The sequence below is a fragment of the Streptomyces sp. T39 genome (assembly GCF_008042045.1).
GTDB lineage: Bacteria > Actinomycetota > Actinomycetes > Streptomycetales > Streptomycetaceae > Streptomyces.
Window position 1 is genome coordinate 2,890,466 of sequence record NZ_RDBP01000012.1, and the last position, 17,074, is coordinate 2,907,539.

Annotated in this window: 18 protein-coding genes and 1 pseudogene; 18 read left to right on the top strand and 1 reads right to left on the bottom strand. The window is 72.5% G+C overall.

Annotated elements, in window-relative coordinates:
• Positions 1–79: 79 nt before the first annotated feature.
• Positions 80–1,630, top strand: coding sequence for a signal recognition particle protein (gene ffh, locus EAO77_RS14165; protein WP_147988338.1), 1,551 nt, complete (start codon positions 80–82; stop codon positions 1,628–1,630).
• A 220-nt stretch (positions 1,631–1,850) separates the two neighbouring features.
• Here the strand turns inward: ffh and EAO77_RS14170 are convergent, their stop codons facing one another.
• Positions 1,851–2,735 carry a methyltransferase domain-containing protein gene (locus EAO77_RS14170; protein ID WP_147988339.1) on the bottom strand — a complete coding sequence of 295 codons (885 nt, stop codon included), beginning with the start codon at positions 2,733–2,735 and terminating at the stop codon, positions 1,851–1,853.
• A 208-nt stretch (positions 2,736–2,943) separates the two neighbouring features.
• On the opposite strand from EAO77_RS14170, the gene proS reads away from it, so the two are divergent.
• The 17 genes and pseudogenes from proS (at position 2,944) to whiG (ending at position 17,040) form a co-directional block, all read left to right on the top strand.
• On the top strand, positions 2,944–4,356 hold the full coding sequence (gene proS / locus EAO77_RS14175; protein WP_147988340.1) for a proline--tRNA ligase: 1,413 nt from the start codon (positions 2,944–2,946) through the stop codon (positions 4,354–4,356).
• Between the two features lie 269 nt (positions 4,357–4,625).
• Positions 4,626–5,255 carry a hypothetical protein gene (locus EAO77_RS14180; RefSeq protein ID WP_147988341.1) on the top strand — a complete coding sequence of 210 codons (630 nt, stop codon included), beginning with the start codon at positions 4,626–4,628 and terminating at the stop codon, positions 5,253–5,255.
• A 243-nt stretch (positions 5,256–5,498) separates the two neighbouring features.
• Positions 5,499–5,942 (top strand): 30S ribosomal protein S16, encoded by a 444-nt coding sequence (rpsP, locus tag EAO77_RS14185; protein ID WP_147988342.1) that lies wholly within the window; start codon positions 5,499–5,501, stop codon positions 5,940–5,942.
• Between the two features lie 2 nt (positions 5,943–5,944).
• On the top strand, positions 5,945–6,184 hold the full coding sequence (locus EAO77_RS14190) for an RNA-binding protein (protein ID WP_045933091.1): 240 nt from the start codon (positions 5,945–5,947) through the stop codon (positions 6,182–6,184).
• A gap of 206 nt (positions 6,185–6,390) precedes the next feature.
• Positions 6,391–6,948, top strand: coding sequence for a ribosome maturation factor RimM (gene rimM, locus EAO77_RS14195; protein ID WP_147988343.1), 558 nt, complete (start codon positions 6,391–6,393; stop codon positions 6,946–6,948).
• Positions 6,948–7,769 carry a tRNA (guanosine(37)-N1)-methyltransferase TrmD gene (gene trmD, locus EAO77_RS14200; protein WP_147988344.1) on the top strand — a complete coding sequence of 274 codons (822 nt, stop codon included), beginning with the start codon at positions 6,948–6,950 and terminating at the stop codon, positions 7,767–7,769. Before rimM ends, trmD begins: the two co-directional genes overlap by 1 nt.
• A 126-nt stretch (positions 7,770–7,895) precedes the next feature.
• Entirely contained in the window at positions 7,896–8,246 is a 351-nt protein-coding gene (gene rplS, locus EAO77_RS14205) for a 50S ribosomal protein L19 (protein WP_100109387.1), read from the top strand.
• Between the two features lie 93 nt (positions 8,247–8,339).
• Positions 8,340–9,140 (top strand): signal peptidase I, encoded by an 801-nt coding sequence (lepB, locus tag EAO77_RS14210; RefSeq protein WP_147988345.1) that lies wholly within the window; start codon positions 8,340–8,342, stop codon positions 9,138–9,140.
• A pseudogene (gene lepB / locus EAO77_RS14215) lies at positions 9,133–10,216 on the top strand (signal peptidase I). Before lepB (EAO77_RS14210) ends, lepB (EAO77_RS14215) begins: the two are co-directional and overlap by 8 nt.
• Positions 10,110–11,018, top strand: coding sequence for a signal peptidase I (gene lepB / locus EAO77_RS14220; protein WP_147988346.1), 909 nt, complete (start codon positions 10,110–10,112; stop codon positions 11,016–11,018). The pseudogene lepB (EAO77_RS14215) and the gene lepB (EAO77_RS14220) overlap by 107 nt, the downstream one beginning before the upstream one ends.
• 163 nt (positions 11,019–11,181) lie before the next feature.
• A complete protein-coding gene (lepB, locus tag EAO77_RS14225) occupies positions 11,182–11,925 on the top strand; it encodes a signal peptidase I (protein ID WP_147988347.1) in 744 nt (247 codons plus the stop codon).
• Positions 11,915–12,421 (top strand): NUDIX hydrolase, encoded by a 507-nt coding sequence (locus EAO77_RS14230; protein ID WP_147988348.1) that lies wholly within the window; start codon positions 11,915–11,917, stop codon positions 12,419–12,421. The genes lepB (EAO77_RS14225) and EAO77_RS14230 overlap by 11 nt, the downstream gene beginning before the upstream one ends.
• A 55-nt stretch (positions 12,422–12,476) precedes the next feature.
• Entirely contained in the window at positions 12,477–12,785 is a 309-nt protein-coding gene (locus EAO77_RS14235) for a DUF2469 domain-containing protein (protein ID WP_055510545.1), read from the top strand.
• A gap of 213 nt (positions 12,786–12,998) precedes the next feature.
• Complete coding sequence (locus EAO77_RS14240; RefSeq protein ID WP_147988349.1) at positions 12,999–13,361, top strand: YraN family protein; 363 nt, start codon at positions 12,999–13,001, stop codon at positions 13,359–13,361.
• Positions 13,361–14,977 carry a YifB family Mg chelatase-like AAA ATPase gene (locus EAO77_RS14245; RefSeq protein ID WP_147988350.1) on the top strand — a complete coding sequence of 539 codons (1,617 nt, stop codon included), beginning with the start codon at positions 13,361–13,363 and terminating at the stop codon, positions 14,975–14,977. Before EAO77_RS14240 ends, EAO77_RS14245 begins: the two co-directional genes overlap by 1 nt.
• 32 nt (positions 14,978–15,009) lie before the next feature.
• Positions 15,010–16,209, top strand: coding sequence for a DNA-processing protein DprA (gene dprA / locus EAO77_RS14250; RefSeq protein WP_261993895.1), 1,200 nt, complete (start codon positions 15,010–15,012; stop codon positions 16,207–16,209).
• A 30-nt stretch (positions 16,210–16,239) separates the two neighbouring features.
• Positions 16,240–17,040, top strand: coding sequence for an RNA polymerase sigma factor WhiG (gene whiG, locus EAO77_RS14255; protein WP_261993896.1), 801 nt, complete (start codon positions 16,240–16,242; stop codon positions 17,038–17,040).
• Positions 17,041–17,074: the final 34 nt, after the last annotated feature.

Consider the following 17,074-nt stretch of genomic DNA (forward strand, 5'->3'; position numbering starts at 1 on the left):
GGCGAGGACGATTGCGCCGCGCGGCCGGATACCCTGGAGGGCGATCCAACGCCCCCGACTCCTGAGGACCGACGCCGCCGTGTTCGACACTCTCTCCGATCGCCTCTCAGCGACCTTCAAGAACCTGCGTGGCAAGGGGCGCCTGTCCGAGGCCGACATCGACGGCGCGGCCCGGGAAATCCGCATCGCCCTGCTCGAGGCCGACGTCGCCCTGCCCGTCGTCCGGGAGTTCATCAAGCAGGTCAAGACCCGCTCGCTGGGCGCCGAGGTCTCCAAGGCGCTCAACCCGAGCCAGCAGGTCATCAAGATCGTCAACGAAGAGCTGGTGGGGATCCTCGGCGGGGAGACCCGGCGCCTGCGGTTCGCCAAGACCGCACCGACGGTGATCATGCTCGCCGGCCTCCAGGGCGCGGGCAAGACCACCCTGGCCGGAAAGCTCGGCCTGTGGCTGAAGGGCCAGGGCCACTCGCCGCTGCTCGTCGCCTGCGACCTCCAGCGCCCCAACGCCGTCACCCAGCTCTCGGTCGTCGCCGAGCGCGCGGGCGTGGGCTTCTACGGCCCGCAGCCGGGCAACGGCGTCGGCGACCCGGTCCAGGTCGCCAAGGACTCCGTCGAGTACGCGCGCACCAAGCAGTACGACATCGTGATCGTCGACACCGCCGGCCGCCTCGGCATCGACCAGGAGCTGATGGAGCAGGCCGCGGACATCCGCGACGCCGTCCAGCCCGACGAGGTCCTCTTCGTCGTCGACGCCATGATCGGTCAGGACGCGGTCAACACCGCCGAGGCGTTCCGCGACGGCGTGGGCTTCGACGGCGTCGTCCTGTCCAAGCTCGACGGCGACGCCCGTGGCGGTGCCGCGCTCTCCATCGCGCACGTCACCGGCAAGCAGATCATGTTCGCCTCCAACGGCGAGAAGCTGGACGAGTTCGACGCGTTCCACCCGGACCGCATGGCGTCCCGCATCCTCGGCATGGGCGACATGCTCTCGCTGATCGAGAAGGCCGAGCAGACCTTCAGCCAGGAAGAGGCCGCCAAGATGGCCTCCAAGCTGGCGAGCAGCAAGGGCAAGGAGTTCACGCTCGACGACTTCCTCGCCCAGATGGAGCAGGTCCGCAAGATGGGCTCCATCAGCAAGCTGCTCGGCATGCTGCCGGGCATGGCCCAGATGAAGGACCAGATCAACAACATCGACGAGCGCGACGTGGACCGCACGGCCGCGATCATCAAGTCGATGACCCCGGGCGAGCGCACGGACCCGACGATCATCAACGGCTCCCGCCGCGCCCGTATCGCGCGCGGTTCCGGCGTCGACGTCAGCGCCGTGAAGAACCTCGTCGAGCGCTTCTTCGAGGCGCGCAAGATGATGTCGCGGATGGCCCAGGGCGGCGGCATGCCGGGGATGCCCGGCATCCCGGGCATGGGCGGTGGCCCCGGCCGGCAGAAGAAGCAGCAGAAGCAGGCCAAGGGCAAGCGCAAGAGCGGCAACCCGATGAAGCGCAAGGCCGAGGAGGCCGAGGCCGCGGCACGACGCGAGCAGGCCCAGCAGGGCGGCGCGTTCGGGCTTCCGGCGGGGGAGCCCGGCAAGGACTTCGAACTGCCCGAGGAGTTCAAGAAGTTCATGGGCTGAGCCCTCGCGACGGCCCCGGGTTCATCCGGCCGGGCGACCGCGACGGCCGGCGGTTCGTCGGTCCGGGCCCGCCGCGGCGGGCCCGGGTCTCATCGGGCCGGGCCCCCCGGGTTCCAGCGGTTCACGGGCCGTGCCACTGCGCACCGGCCCGCGCAAGGGGCCCGCGACCGTCACCGGTTGCGGGCCCCTTCCGCGCTCTCCCGTCCGGCCCTCCGCGCTCTCAGGGGGTGCGGGCGATCAGATAACGGAAGACGTTCGGCATCCAGACCGTCCCGTCGGGCCTGCGGTACGGGTGCAGCGCCTCGGTGATCTCCTTGGCGACCTGGCCGGTGTCGCTGTCGCGCACCGCGGCGTCGTACAGGCCGGTCGACATCAGCCCGCGCACCGCGCTGTCCGCGTCCGCGTACCCGAAGGGGCAGGCGACCCGGCCCGAGCCGTCCGGGCGCAGGCCCGCACGGGCCGCCACGTCCTCCAGACCGTCCCGCGGGGACTCGGGCACGCTCCGCCTGCCCGACCGGCCCTTGTGCGCCACCCGCAGCACACCGGACGTGGCGCACCGCTCCGGCGGCCCCCATCCGGTGAGCACCACCGCGGCGCCGCGCTCCGCGCCGGCGACGGCCGCCCGCAGGGCCGGCTCCAGCCACCGGGCGTCCCCCGCGCCGCCGCCGATCGGCTGGAAGGCGGTGACCAGGTTCCAGGCGGGGCGACGGGCGTCGTGGAGCCCTTCGGTCCCCGACACCAGCCGCGCGTCCACGGGCGCCGTGCCCGAGGCGGTCAGCCGCTCCCTGGCCAGTGCCAGCCTGCCGGGGTCGTCGTCGGCGCCCGTCACCGATGCGCCGCGCGCGGCGGCGATCAGCAGGGCGAGGCCCGAGCCGCAGCCGAGACCGAGCAGCCGGGATCCGGCGCCGACCTCCAGCCGTGCGTACACCGCCTCGTACAGCGGTACCAGCATGCGCTCCTGGATCTCGGCCCAGTCCCGGGCCCGTGCCTCCGCGAGGACGTCCGGGGCGTCGTGCCCGGCCGAAGCGGCCTGATCCGTCTGTGCAGTCCGAGGAGAGGACGCCGACGCCGTGCGGTGCCGGTTCCGGACGAGCGTGGATGCCATCAATACGCCCCATTCCGCCGTGAGAGTCGGTTGTGCCCCGAAGGGCAGGCCCCTGGTGCGTTCGTACCGCGCCTTCCGTATGCCAGGGAACTGCGCGGGCGGCCCCGCGTCCAGGGGTTGTGCGGCATTGCTTGCGCGCCCGGTGCGTGCGCCCCGGGGCACATGGCCGATTCCCGTCCCGGTCCCATGTCGCCGTACCATGCGCGCCATGGCCAAGACACCTGTGCTGACACCCCAGGCGGAGGACTTCCCGCGCTGGTACCAGGACCTGATCAACAAAGCCGAACTGGCGGACAACGGCCCGGTGCGCGGCACCATGGTCATCCGACCGTACGGCTACGGCCTGTGGGAGCGGATGCAGCACGAGATGGACGCCCGCATCAAGAACGCGGGCGCTCAGAACGCCTACTTCCCGCTCTTCATCCCCCAGTCTTACCTGACTCGCGAGGCTGAGCACGTCGAGGGCTTCGCGCCCGAACTCGCGGTGGTCACCCACGGCGGCGGCAAGGAGCTCGAGGAGCCGGTCGTGGTGCGGCCGACCTCCGAGACGATCATCAACGACTACTTCTCCAAATGGGTGCAGAGCTACCGCGACCTGCCCCTGCTGATCAATCAGTGGGCCAACGTGGTCCGCTGGGAGATGCGGCCCCGCGTCTTCCTGCGCACGACCGAGTTCCTCTGGCAGGAGGGCCACACCGCCCACGCCACCTACGAGGACGCCCGCGACTACGCCGCGTACATCCACCGGGAGGTGTACGCGGACTTCATGGTCAACGTGCTCGGCATCGACGTCGTGCTCGGCCGCAAGACGCCCAGGGAGCGCTTCGCAGGGGCGATCAACACCCTCACCCTCGAAGGGATGATGGGCGACGGCAAGGCGCTCCAGATGGGCACCAGCCACGAGCTCGGCACCAACTTCGCCAAGGCGTTCCAGACCCGCTACCTGACGGCCGACGGCCGCCAGGAGCTGGTGTGGCAGACCTCGTGGGGCACCTCGACCCGGATGGTCGGCGGTCTGATCATGTCGCACGGCGACGACAACGGGCTGCGCGTGCCGCCGCGGCTCGCGGCGGTCCAGGTCGTGGTCATGGCGATCAAGGGCGAGGAGTCGGTCGCCCGGGTCCGGGAGCTGGGCGGCACGCTCCGGGCGGCCGGGCTGCGCGTCCATGTCGACGACCGGGTGGACACCCCCTTCGGGCGCCGGGCGGTGGACTGGGAGCTCAAGGGTGTGCCGGTGCGGATCGAGATCGGGCCGCGCGACCTGGAGGCGGGCACCGCGATGCTGGTCCGCCGCATCCCGGGCGGGAAGGAGGCGGTCCCCGCCGACGCGCTGACCGCCCTGCTGCCCAAGGTCCTGGAGGACGACCAGGCCCTGCTGCTGGAGCAGTCCCGTCGTCGCCGCGAGTCCCGCACGACCGACGTCTCGACGGTCGAGGAGGCCGCCGCGGCGGCCGCCGCGGGCGGCTGGGCGCGGATCCCCTGGGCGGTGCTGGGCGAGGAGGGCGAGGCGAAGCTCGCCGAGCAGGCGGTGTCCGTGCGCTGCCTGGTCGCCGAGGACGGGTCGGTGCCGGAGGCCGACGACGCCCCCGGTACCGTCGCCCTCGTGGCGCGCGCCTACTGAGCCGTCCCGCTCCGGCGGGCGCGCCGCGGCCGGCGCGCCCGCCGGAGCGCCCGGGCCCGTACGCGCGCACTCCGTGGGCGTGAGCGGGGGCCGCGGGGCGCGCGAGGCGAGCTGTACGCTCCCTGGCGTGCGCAGGGCGCGCAGCCGCGTGGTTACGCACCACCTTACGGTGAGCTGTGCGCCTTCTCCGGGGATCCGCCCACCCGACCCCCTCGGCGGCATCGGCCGCGAACTGACGGGTACGTGCAAAATATTTGCGATGCCCCGGAATGGAACCCGGGGGGCTTCCGGCTCGTTGTCACGACGTGAGCACGACACCACCTGTTCTCGCCGCAGAGCTGGCACAGGCGTGGGCCGACATTCAGCGGCACCACCCCGAACTGCCGGATCTGGCCGCGCCAGAGTCCCTGATCGGAGAGTCCTCGTCCGCCTGTGGCGCCGAGCTCTCCTTCGAGCGACTGCTCCACGAGGCAGTCCACGGCATCGCCGCCGCGCGAGGAGTCCGCGACACCTCGCGCGCCGGCCGCTACCACAACCGCCGCTTCCTCGCGATCGCCGAGGAGATGGGCCTCGACCACCCCGAGGAGCCGCACCCGAGCAGCGGTTTCTCCCTGGTCACGCTCAACCCCGAGGCCAAGCGGCGGTACCGCCCCACCATCGAGCGGCTGCAGCGCGCCCTCAAGGCGCACACCGCGGCGACGGCGTCCGACACCAAGCGCTCTTTCCGGGGGCCGGCCGCACGGCACGGTTCGTCCGGCGGCGGTGTGCGGGTCAAGGCCGTCTGCGACTGCGGCCGCAACGTCAGAGTCGTCCCGTCCGTCCTCGCCCAGGCGCCCATCGTCTGCGGCGGCTGCGGCAAACCGTTCCGCATCCCGGAAGTCGTCGGCGCGGCGAGCTGAGCGGGAGGGGTGCGGGCGAGCGCTCCACCCGCCGGGCCGCGCCGGCCGCCGACGGGGGCGGACGGCCGTGCCGGGCGGGTGAAGAGCCCCTGCGCGCGTGTGGCACAATGGCTAGCTGTACTCGACAGCCGCACAGGAACCCTCTCGCCTCCGGCTGACGCGTCCATCGGGCACCCGAGTACCGCAACCCCACGTGGCATCTCGTTGTGCCCAACCACGTCAAGACCAGGAGACACCACTCCCGTGGCAGTCAAGATCAAGCTGAAGCGTCTCGGCAAGATTCGCCAGCCCCACTACCGCATCGTCGTCGCCGACTCCCGTACCCGCCGTGACGGCCGGGCCATCGAGGAGATCGGGCTGTACCACCCGACGTACAACCCCTCGCGCATCGAGGTCGACTCGGAGCGTGCGCAGTACTGGCTGTCCGTCGGCGCCCAGCCGACCGAGCCGGTCCTCGCCATCCTGAAGCTCACCGGCGACTGGCAGAAGGCCAAGGGCCTGCCCGCCCCGGAGAAGCCGCTGCTGGCCCCGGCCACCAAGGAAGACAAGCGCGCCAGCTTCGATGCCTTCGCCAAGGCCATCGAGGGTGACGACGCCAAGGGCGAGGCCATCACGCCGAAGGCCAAGAAGGCCGACAAGAAGGCGGACGAGGCCGAGGCCGCTCCCGCCGAGTCGACCGAGGCCTGAGCATGCTCGAGGAGGCTCTCGAGCACCTCGTGAAGGGCATCGTCGACAATCCGGACGAGGTACAGGTCGCCTCGCGCAATCTGCGCCGCGGCCGTGTGCTGGAGGTCCGGGTGCACCCCGACGATCTCGGCAAGGTGATCGGCCGCAACGGCCGCACCGCGCGTGCCCTGCGCACCGTCGTGGGCGCCATCGGCGGCCGTGGCATCCGCGTCGACCTCGTCGACGTGGACCAGGTCAGCTGAACTGAAGTGGAACACCGGCCCGGGGGTCCGCCCCGGGGCCGGTCGCAGCACCGGCTCGGGCCGGGGAGGGCTCCAGGGCCCGCCCCGGCCCGTCGTCGTACACGCCGTACCGGTGCCGTGCCCTCCGTCTCCCTGCGTCGCACGGGGTCTCCCTGCGTCGCACGGGCCGGGGCCGGCCGTCCGGGTCAACCGAAGGAGTAGCAAGCGTGCAGCTGGTGGTGGCGCGGATCGGACGCGCCCATGGCATCAGGGGCGAGGTCACCGTCGAGGTGCGCACGGACGAGCCGGAGCTGCGGCTCGGCCCCGGCGCCGTGCTGGCCACCGACCCGGCCGGCGCGGGCCCGCTGACGATCGCGGCGGGCCGTGTGCACAGCGGCAGACTGCTGCTGCGCTTCGAGGGCGTCTCGGACCGCAACGCCGCCGAGGCGCTGCGCAACACGCTGCTCATCGCCGCGGTGGACCCGGAGGAGCTTCCCGAGGACCCCGAGGAGTACTACGACCACCAGCTGATGGACCTCGACGTCGTCCTCGCCGACGGCACGGAGATCGGGCGGATCACCGAGATCAGCCACCTCCCGTCGCAGGACCTGTTCATCGTCGAACGGCCCGACGGCAGCGAGGTCATGATCCCCTTCGTCGAGGAGATCGTCTCCGAGATCGACCTGGAGGAGCAGCGGGCCGTCATCACCCCCCCGCCCGGTCTGATCGACGACAGCCAGGCCGAGATCGCCTCCGCCCGCGACGGGGCACAGGAGGAGTCCTGATGCGGATCGACGTCGTCACGATCTTCCCCGAGTACCTCGACCCCCTGGACGTCTCGCTGGTCGGCAAGGCGCGCGCCCGGGGCCGGCTCGGCGTCCAGGTGCACGACCTGCGCGACTGGACGTACGACCGCCACAACACGGTCGACGACACCCCTTACGGCGGCGGTCCCGGCATGGTCATGAAGACCGGGCCCTGGGGCGAGGCACTCGACGACGTGCTGGCCGGCGGGTACGAGGCCGGAGCCCACGGCCCCACCCTGGTCGTGCCCACCCCCAGCGGCCGCCCCTTCACCCAGGAGCTGGCCGTCGAGCTCAGCGAGCGCCCCTGGCTCGTCTTCGCCCCCGCCCGCTACGAGGGCATCGACCGCCGTGTCGTGGACGAGTACGCGACCCGCATGCCGGTGTACGAGGTGTCCATCGGCGACTACGTGCTGGCCGGCGGGGAGGCCGCCGTGCTGGTGATCACCGAGGCCGTCGCCCGGCTGCTGCCCGGCGTGCTCGGCAACGCGGAGTCGCACCGCGACGACTCGTTCGCCCCGGGCGCCATGGCCGACCTGCTGGAGGGGCCGGTCTACACCAAGCCCCCCGTCTGGCGCGGACGGGAGATCCCGGACGTGCTGGTCAGCGGCCACCACGGCAGGATCGCGCGCTGGCGCAGGGACGAGGCGTTCCGCCGCACCGCCGCCAACAGGCCCGACCTGATCGAGCGTTGCGACCCGGCCGCCTTCGACAAGAAGGACCGGGAGATCCTCTCCATGCTCGGCTGGGCCCCCGAGCCCGGCGGACGATTTTGGCGCAGGCCGCAGCTCGTGGAAGAATGAGCCGCTGCTGTGCGTCCGGCCGGCGCCCCTGCCACAGGGGGAACGACGCCCGCCCGACGTGAGCACCCCGATCTCATCACGACATTCCGTCGATGACCTGTGGCATCGACGAGGAAGCAGAACACCATGGCCCACCTGCTCGACAACGTCAACGCGGCTTCGCTCCGCTCCGACGTCCCCGCCTTCCGCCCCGGCGACACCGTGAACGTCCACGTCCGCGTCATCGAGGGCAACCGCTCCCGTATCCAGCAGTTCAAGGGCGTCGTCATCCGCCGCCAGGGCGCGGGCGTGAGCGAGACCTTCACGGTCCGCAAGGTCTCCTTCTCCGTCGGCGTCGAGCGCACCTTCCCGGTGCACAGCCCGATCTTCGAGAAGATCGAGCTCGTCACCCGCGGTGACGTCCGTCGCGCCAAGCTCTACTACCTCCGCGAGCTGCGCGGCAAGGCCGCCAAGATCAAGGAGAAGCGCGACAACTGAGCCGTCGCCCGCCCGGCCCCCGACGGCCGGACGGACCCGGAGCTCGCACGCGCGTCCGGTGTTCACAGGGCGGCCGGATAGGCTTCGCCCCCGATGGACACCGAAGCACAGCACACGGAGCGCGACCGCTCCTCCGGCCCCGCAGAGGGGACCGCGGAGGAGGGGTCGCGCTCCGCGCGTTCCCCCCGTCGCTCCCGCCGCAGCGGCGCCCGGGGGCGCATCTCCCTGCGCACCGCCGGACTGATCGGCGTGACCTGCACCGTCCTCGTGCTGCTGTTCAGCCATTTCGTGGTCCAGCCCTTCCAGATCCCGAGCAGCTCCATGGAGCCCACGCTCCGGGCCGGCGACCGGATCCTGGTGAACAAACTCGCCTACGGACCGGACTCCCGGCCCGCCCGCGGCGACATCGTGGTCTTCGACGGCAGAGGTTCCTTCGTCCGGGCGGAACTGACGGAAAACCCCGTCAGTTCCGTAGTACGAGAGGGGCTCGCCGCTCTCGGTCTCGCCGAACCGGCCGACACCGACTTCGTCAAACGCGTGGTCGGCACCGGTGGCGACCGGGTGGTCTGCTGTGACGACGAGGGCAGGATCGAGGTGAACGGTGTACCGGTCGACGAGGGGTATCTGCATCCCGGCGACGTCCCGTCCGAGGTGGCCTTCGACATCGTCGTCCCCGCGGAACGGCTCTGGGTCATGGGCGACCACCGCGGGAACTCCAGCGACTCCCGGGACCACCTCGGCGACCCGGGCGGCGGCATGGTCCCCGTCGACAAGGTGATCGGCCGCGCCGACTGGATCGGCTGGCCGGCCGGGCGCTGGACCTCCATCGAACCCACCGGCGCCTTCCGGCACGTGCCCCCGCCCAGCAGTGTCGTGGGCGGCGGGCATGGGTAACCGCGGCCGTGCGGCGAGCCATCGCGCCGACACCCGGCTGCCCACGGGGACCCGCCCCACCGACGGCGGCCGCCCGCTGCCGGGCCGTGCCGAGCGGCGCCGACTCGCCCAGAAGGTCCGGCGCAGGCGCCGCCGCTCCGCGGTCAAGGAGGTCCCCCTCCTCATCACCGTCGCCCTGCTCATCGCCCTGGTGCTCAAGACGTTCCTGGTCCAGGCGTTCGTCATCCCCTCCGGCTCGATGGAGCAGACGATCCGCATCCAGGACCGGGTGCTGGTGGACAAGCTCACGCCGTGGTTCGGCTCCAGGCCCCAGCGCGGTGACGTCGTCGTCTTCAAGGACCCCGGCGGCTGGCTGCCGCGCGAGGAGAAGCCGACCGGCGACGACCCCGTCGTCGTCAAGCAGGTCAAGCAGTTCCTGACCTTCATCGGCCTGCTGCCCTCGGCCGACGAGCGCGACCTGATCAAGCGAGTGATCGCGGTGGGCGGCGACACCGTGAAGTGCTGCGGCGCCGACGGCCGGGTCACCGTCAACGGCGTCGCCCTGAACGAGCCGTATCTGCACCCCGGCAACGCGCCGTCGACGATCTCCTTCGAGGTCAGGGTGCCCGAGGGGCGGCTGTTCGTGATGGGAGACCATCGCTCCGACTCCGCCGACTCCCGTTTCCATCTCAGGGAGGAAGGGCAGGGGACCGTGTCGGAGGACCAGGTCGTCGGGCAGGCAGTCGTGATCGCCTGGCCGCTGGACCACTGGAGCCGCCTGGAGGAACCGGGGACCTTCGCGTCCGTTCCGGGCGCGCGCGTTGGGACGCCGGCGGCGGCGGCGCCGTCGCATAGTGTGTCCTCCCAGGATCTGAACGGAATGGTCCTGCTCCCGACCCCTGCGGAACTCCCGCTCGTTATGGGAGTGGTGGGCCTGTTCCTTGTACGGGGCAGGCGGTTCGTACGGAGTGAGGAGTGGATGTGGGGGACGTGGCGGTCGGCGCACGGTCCGGGCACGACGATCCCGAGGAGAGGCCGGGGCGGCTCCCCGAGCAGCCCTCGGACGCGAGCGGAGCGGCTCCGGCGGGCGGCGGTGACGACGACGATGCGCCGGAGGGCAGCGGTACGGGACAGAAGAAGCAGCGATCCTTCTGGAAGGAACTGCCGCTCCTGATCGGTATCGCGCTGCTCCTCGCGCTTCTGATCAAGACCTTCCTGGTGCAGGCGTTCTCCATTCCGTCGGATTCCATGATGAACACCCTGCAGCGCGGTGACCGCGTGCTGGTGGACAAGCTCACGCCCTGGTTCGGCTCGGAGCCCGAGCGCGGCGAGGTCGTCGTCTTCCACGACCCGGGCGGCTGGCTGGAGGGCGAGCCCACGCCCGAGCCCAACGTCTTCCAGGAGTTCCTCAGCTTCATCGGCCTGATGCCCTCCGCCGAGGAGAAGGACCTGATCAAGCGGACCATCGCGGTCGCCGGCGACACGGTCGAGTGCAAGAAGGGCGGCCCCGTCATGGTGAACGGGAAGGCCCTCCGGGAGGACTACCTCTACCCCGGCAGCTCGGCCTGTGACGACCAGCCCTTCGGCCCGTTCAAGGTGCCCGAGGACCGGATCTGGGTGATGGGCGACAACCGCCAGAACTCCCAGGACTCCCGCTACCACATGGAGGACGTGAACCGCGGCTTCGTCCCGGTGGACAAGGTCGTCGGCCGTGCCGTCGTCGTCGCCTGGCCTCTGAACCGCTGGTCCACGCTGCCGGTGCCCGCCACCTACGACCAGCCGGGGCTCGACGCCGCGGCCGCCGTCGCCCCGTCGGCCCTGGGCCTCGCGGGCGCGGTGCCGCTCGTGCTGTGGCGCCGCCGCCGGCTGTCCGCCCAGGCCCTCGCCGCGCGCGGCTGAGCGGCTCGTGGCGGCGCCGGGCCCTGCGGCGCTGCCCGGGAGCACGGCTCCCGCCGGGGCCGATTCCGGGTGCTGACCCGGAGCCGTACCGCCGGGTAGGGTGCCTCGCGGACCGCAGATCCCCGGGGCGCAGCCGGGGACCGATCTCTCCGAGGAGCGCTGGATGGGCGGTACAGGACGTGACGGGGCCGGCGGCGGCCGGCTGGGCAGCGCGCTGTCCGGCATAGCCGTGGCCGTCGGCTGTGTGCTCTTCCTCGGCGGTTTCGTCTGGGGCGCCCTCGTCTACCAGCCGTACACGGTCCCGACCGACTCCATGGTCCCGACGGTCGACGTCGGTGACCGGGTGCTCGCCGAGCGGATGGGCGGCGAGGACGTCCGCCGCGGCGACGTGGTGATCTTCCGCGACAAGGACTGGGGCAACCTCCCCATGATCAAGCGGGTCGTCGGCGTCGGCGGCGACGAGGTCGCCTGCTGCGGGGACGGCGGACGGCTGACGGTCAACGGCCGGGCACTCGACGAACCGTATCTGCGCGCCGAGGGCCGGGCCGCGGAGGACTTCACCGCGAAGGTGCCCGAGGGTCACCTCTTCCTGATGGGCGACGACCGCAGGACCTCGCTGGACTCGCGCTCCCACCTCGAGGAGACGGACAACGGCGCCGTCCCCCGGTCCGCCGTCGAGGCGCGCGTCGACGCGATCGCCTGGCCGCTGGACGGCGGCATGGTGGGGCGTCCCGACGCGTTCGCGGAGCTGCCGGGCGGGGTCTCGCGGCCCGGCCCCGTGAAGCTGATGGTTGCCACGGTGGCGGGCGGCGCCGGGCTCATCCTGGGCGGTGCCGTGTACGGGCCGGTGGCGGCCTGGATCGGACGGGCGCGGCGGCCGAAGCCGGAGGCCGCGGGTGTCGTCTGAGCCGTCGGCCGCCGGAGCGCGGCGCAGGGTCGCCAGGGTCGTGCTGCTCGACCCCGAGGACCGCATCCTGCTCCTCCACGGCTTCGAGCCGGGCGACCCTGCCGACGACTGGTGGTTCACCCCGGGCGGCGGACTCGAGGGCGACGAGACGCACGAGGAGGCCGCGCTGCGCGAGCTGACCGAGGAGACCGGGATCACCGGGGTGGAACTCGGGCCGGTGCTCTGGCGGCGTCAGTGCTCGTTCCCGTTCGACGGCCGCCGCTGGGAGCAGGACGAGTGGTACTTCCTGGCCCGTACCACGACCACCGAGACCGCCCCGGCCGGGCTGACCGAACTGGAGCGGCGCAGTGTCGCCGGCCTCAGGTGGTGGACCTCCGCCGAACTGTCGGCGGCGCGTGAGACGGTGTACCCGACCAGGCTCGCCGAGCTGCTGCGCACGCTGCTCGACGAGGGACCTCCGAGTACGCCCGTGGTCCTCGCCCCGGAAATCGCATAGGGGCGCGGGGCACTGGCGCACAATGGGGGGACGCAAGGCTGAAGGGGAACATGCCATGAGCGCCGAGGACCTCGAGAAGTACGAGACCGAGATGGAGCTGAAGCTCTACCGGGAGTACCGAGATGTCGTCGGGCTGTTCAAATACGTGATCGAGACGGAGCGCCGCTTCTACCTCACCAACGACTACGAGATGCAGGTGCACTCGGTGCAGGGTGAGGTGTTCTTCGAGGTCTCGATGGCGGACGCCTGGGTCTGGGACATGTACCGGCCGGCCAGGTTCGTCAAGCAGGTCCGCGTGCTGACATTCAAGGACGTGAACATCGAGGAGCTCAACAAGAGCGACCTGGAGCTTCCCAGCAGCTGACGGCCGGGCGGTGGCCCACGGCCGGCGCCGCCCGGGGCGCCGGATGTTCTGTCCGGGGAGGTCCCCGCCTGCGGTCGGGTGTCCGTCCCGGTCGGCGGCTCCCTCTCCCGGGTGACGGAGTTGTCCACAGCGAGCTGCTTGTCCACGGGTTTCCACCAAGATCCACACCGTCGGGGCGCAGGCCCCAGAGTCGGTGCCGGAGGTGGGGCCGACATGAACGCGACGCGTGCGATGGGACGGTACGGCGAGGACCTGGCAGCCCGGCGGCTGGCCGGTTCGGGCATGAGCCTGCTGGCGAGGAACTGGCGCTGCGGGCGGGCCGGAGAGATCGACATCGTGGCCCGTGAGGGCGACGTCCTCGTCGTCTGCGAGGTCAAGACCCGCAGGGCCGGTGCCCACGGGCAGCCGATGGCGGCGGTGACTCCCGCCAAGTCCAGGAGGCTCAGACACCTGGCGGAGTGCTGGGCGGCCCGTCACGGGGGAGCGCCCCCGGGCGGGATCCGCGTCGACCTGGTGGGCGTGGTGCTCCCCCGCAGGGGCGCCGCCGTGGTCGAGCACGCCAAGGGGGTGGCGTGATGGGGTTCGCCCGCGCGTGTTCCGTGGCCCTCGTCGGTGTCGAGGGCGTGGTGGTCGAGGTCCAGGCCGACCTGGAGCCCGGGGTGGCCGCCTTCACCCTGGTGGGCCTGCCGGACAAGAGCCTGGTCGAGAGCCGCGACCGGGTCCGGGCCGCGGTCGTCAACTCGGGAGCCGAATGGCCGCAGAAGAAGCTCACCGTGGGGCTCAGCCCGGCGTCCGTCCCCAAGGGCGGCAGCGGTTTCGACCTGGCCGTCGCCGTCGCGGTGCTGGCCGCGGCCGAGCGCATCGACCCGCGGCAGATCGCCGATCTGGTGCTCATCGGCGAGCTCGGGCTCGACGGACGGGTGCGGCCGGTGCGCGGGGTGCTCCCCGCCGTCCTCGCGGCGGCGGAAGCGGGCTACGACCAGGTCGTCGTCCCGGAGCAGACCGCCGGCGAGGCGTCCCTGGTGCCCGGTGTGTCCGTCCTCGGCGTCCGCACCCTGCGGCAGCTGATCGCGGTGCTGGCCGACGAACCGGTGCCCGACGAGGAGCCGGTCGCCGCCGGGCGCCCCGACCCGGCGCTCGCCGGGCTGCTCGTGCCGGGCGCCGGCGTGGGCACCGGGCTGAGCGCCGCCCCGGAGACCGGCGGCGGGCCCGACCTGGCGGACGTCGCGGGGCAGCGGACCGCCCGTACCGGGCTGGAGGTCGCCGCGGCCGGCGGACACCACCTGCTGCTCACGGGGCCACCGGGCGCGGGCAAGACCATGCTGGCCGAGCGGCTGCCTGCCGTGCTCCCGCCGCTGACCCGGCGGGAGTCGCTGGAGGTCACGGCGGTCCACTCGGTGGCGGGCATCCTGCCGCCGGGCGAACCCCTGGTCCGCACCGCCCCGTACTGCGCGCCGCACCACTCGGCGACGATGCAGTCCCTCGTCGGCGGCGGGCACGGACTGCCGAGGCCCGGCGCGGTCTCCCTCGCGCACCGGGGCGTGCTCTTCCTGGACGAGGCGCCCGAGTTCACCGGCAAGGCCCTCGACGCACTGCGCCAGCCCCTGGAGTCGGGACACGTCGTGGTCGCCAGGAGCGGGGGTGTCGTCCGGCTGCCCGCCCGCTTCCTCATGGTCCTCGCGGCGAACCCGTGCCCCTGCGGGCGGCACACCCTGCACGGCGCCGGCTGCGAATGCCCTCCGTCCGTCGTCCGCCGCTACCAGGCGCGGATGTCCGGGCCGCTGCTCGACCGGGTGGACCTGCGCATCGAGGTCGAGCCGGTCCACCGCTCCGAGCTGATGGGCGGCGGGCGCGGGGAGTCCACCGCCGAGGTCGCCGCACGGGTGCTGGAGGCCAGAGCCCGGGCCGCGGCCCGGCTCCAGGGCACCGGCTGGACGGTCAACAGCGAGGTGCCCGGCCATGAGCTGCGTACCCGCTGGACGGTGGCACCCGGAGCACTGGCGGTCGCCGAGCGGGACATCGAGCGGGGACTGCTCACCGCGCGCGGCCTCGACCGGGTGCTGCGCGTCGCGTGGACGATCGCCGACCTCCACGGCCGCGACCGGCCGGAGGCCCGGGACATGGCGCTCGCGCTGGAGCTGCGGACCGGGATCGCCCGGGGCGCCGCCACCCTGACGGGAGCGGCACGGTGAGGCCGGGGCCGGGGCCCACGGCAGCCGGCGAAGTGCCCGCCGCGGGGGAGGAGGCGCCGTGGCAGGCCGGCCCGGCCGACGACGGGCGGGAACGATCGGCACGCTCCGTGCTCACCCGGATCCTGGAGCCCGGTGACGAGAGGAACGGCCGCTGGCTGCGCGAGTTCGGCGCGGAAGGGCTGCTGGCGCGGCTGACGGCCGACGGCGATCCGGCCCGCGCCCTGCCCGGGGCCACCGAGCGCCGTGTCGTCGGTCTGCGGGCGCGGGCCGCAGGCGTCGTACCCGGCCGGCATGCGGACGCGGACCATGGCGCGGGCGGCAGATTCATCGTGCCGGGAGACGCGGAGTGGCCGACCCAGCTCGACGACCTCGGCGACGCCCGGCCGATCGGCCTGTGGCTCCGGGGCGGCTTCGACCTCCGGAGATGGGCGCTGCGCTCGGTCGCCCTCGTCGGCGCCCGCGCCTGCACCCCCTACGGGGCGCACATGGCCACCACCCTGGCCGCCGGTCTCGCGGAGCGGGGCTGGGTGGTGGTGTCGGGCGCCGCGTTCGGCGTCGACGGGGCCGCGCACCGCGGGGCGCTCGCGGCGGGCGGGGCCACCGTCGCCGTCCTCGCCTGCGGGGTCGACACCGTCTACCCCAGGGGCCACACCGAACTGCTCGGCAGGATCGCGCGGCAGGGGCTGCTGGTCAGCGAGTTGCCGCCGGGTGAGCATCCGACCGCCAGACGCTTCGTCCTGCGCAACCGGGTGATCGCCGCCCTCACCCGCGGCACGGTGGTGGTGGAGGCGGAGTACCGCAGCGGATCACTGGTCACCGCCCGCAGCGCACAGCGGCTCGGCCGCTTCACCATGGGCGTCCCCGGCCCGGCGACCAGCGGGCTGTCCGCGGGCGTGCACGAACTGCTGCGCGGCGAAGGTGTGCTCGTCACCGACGCGGCGGAAGTCGTCGAGCTTGTGGGGGACATGGGTGCGCTCGCGCCCGAGCGGCTGGGACGGGTCCTGCCGAGGGACGTTCTGGAGCCCGCCGCCAGACAGGTGCTCGAAGCGCTGCCGGGCCGGGGCACGGCGACCGCGCGGGACGTGGCGCGCGCCGCGGGCGTCCCGGAGGACGAGGCGCTCGGCAGGCTGTACGAACTGCAGGCACTGGGCTTCGCGGAACGGCACGGGACGGCCTGGAAGTTGGCGCCCCGGCCGATTCGCGGTTCGAACGCGCGGCGAGGCGATGCTTGACCTGAAGCATTCGGGTGAAAGGGTGAAGCGATGACCTTCTCCGCCCCGTCTGTGACGCCTGAGGGCCCGGTGCACCGTGTGTCGGCCCCGATTCGAAGGTGTGGACGAGGGCGTATATCCGCCGCCGACCGTTCCCCCGGCCTCGCCCACCGCGACGGCGTCAAGTACGTGGCGGGCCGGGTCAGCGTGGGCCTGCCGTCCAACGTCGAGCAGGCGGACTTCGTCTCCTCCGGGGTCTTCGGCCTCATCGACGCGATCGAGAAGTTCGACGTCGAGCGGTCGATCAAGTTCGAGACGTACGCGATCACCCGTATCCGCGGTGCCATGATCGACGAACTGCGCGCCCTCGACTGGATCCCGCGCTCCGTGCGGCAGAAGGCCCGGGCGGTCGAGCGGGCGTACGCCACCCTGGAGGCGCAACTGCGCCGCACGCCGTCGGAGGCGGAGGTCGCCGCCGAGATGGACGTCACCGTGGAGGAACTCCACTCGGTTTTCAGCCAGTTGTCGCTCGCGAACGTCGTCGCGCTGGAGGAGCTGCTCCATGTCGGCGGCGAAGGGGGCGACCGGCTCAGCCTGATGGACACCCTGGAGGACACGGCCGCCGACAATCCCGTCGAGGTCGCCGAGGACCGGGAACTGCGCAGGCTCCTCGCCCGGGCCATCAACACCCTGCCCGACCGGGAGAAGACCGTGGTGACCCTCTACTACTACGAGGGCCTCACCCTCGCGGAGATCGGGCACGTCCTGGGCGTCACCGAGAGCAGGGTGAGCCAGATCCACACCAAGTCCGTCCTCCAGCTCCGCGCCAAGCTGGCCGACGTCGGACGCTGACGCCCCCGCACGACGGCCGCACTCGTAGAGTGGG

Excerpts from the sequence above, each read along its gene's own strand:
- whiG (WP_261993896.1), top strand. The coding sequence starts at position 16,240 with ATGACCTTCTCCGCCCCGTCTGTGACGCCTGAGGGCCCGGTGCACCGT.
- trmD (WP_147988344.1), top strand. The coding sequence starts at position 6,948 with ATGCGGATCGACGTCGTCACGATCTTCCCCGAGTACCTCGACCCCCTG.
- EAO77_RS14245 (WP_147988350.1), top strand. The coding sequence starts at position 13,361 with ATGGGGTTCGCCCGCGCGTGTTCCGTGGCCCTCGTCGGTGTCGAGGGC.
- EAO77_RS14240 (WP_147988349.1), top strand. The coding sequence starts at position 12,999 with ATGAACGCGACGCGTGCGATGGGACGGTACGGCGAGGACCTGGCAGCC.
- lepB (WP_147988345.1), top strand. The coding sequence starts at position 8,340 with ATGGACACCGAAGCACAGCACACGGAGCGCGACCGCTCCTCCGGCCCC.
- lepB (WP_147988347.1), top strand. The coding sequence starts at position 11,182 with ATGGGCGGTACAGGACGTGACGGGGCCGGCGGCGGCCGGCTGGGCAGC.
- rplS (WP_100109387.1), top strand. The coding sequence starts at position 7,896 with ATGGCCCACCTGCTCGACAACGTCAACGCGGCTTCGCTCCGCTCCGAC.
- EAO77_RS14170 (WP_147988339.1), bottom strand. The coding sequence starts at position 2,735 with ATGGCATCCACGCTCGTCCGGAACCGGCACCGCACGGCGTCGGCGTCC.
- proS (WP_147988340.1), top strand. The coding sequence starts at position 2,944 with ATGGCCAAGACACCTGTGCTGACACCCCAGGCGGAGGACTTCCCGCGC.
- EAO77_RS14180 (WP_147988341.1), top strand. The coding sequence starts at position 4,626 with ATGGAACCCGGGGGGCTTCCGGCTCGTTGTCACGACGTGAGCACGACA.
- EAO77_RS14190 (WP_045933091.1), top strand. The coding sequence starts at position 5,945 with ATGCTCGAGGAGGCTCTCGAGCACCTCGTGAAGGGCATCGTCGACAAT.
- EAO77_RS14235 (WP_055510545.1), top strand. The coding sequence starts at position 12,477 with ATGAGCGCCGAGGACCTCGAGAAGTACGAGACCGAGATGGAGCTGAAG.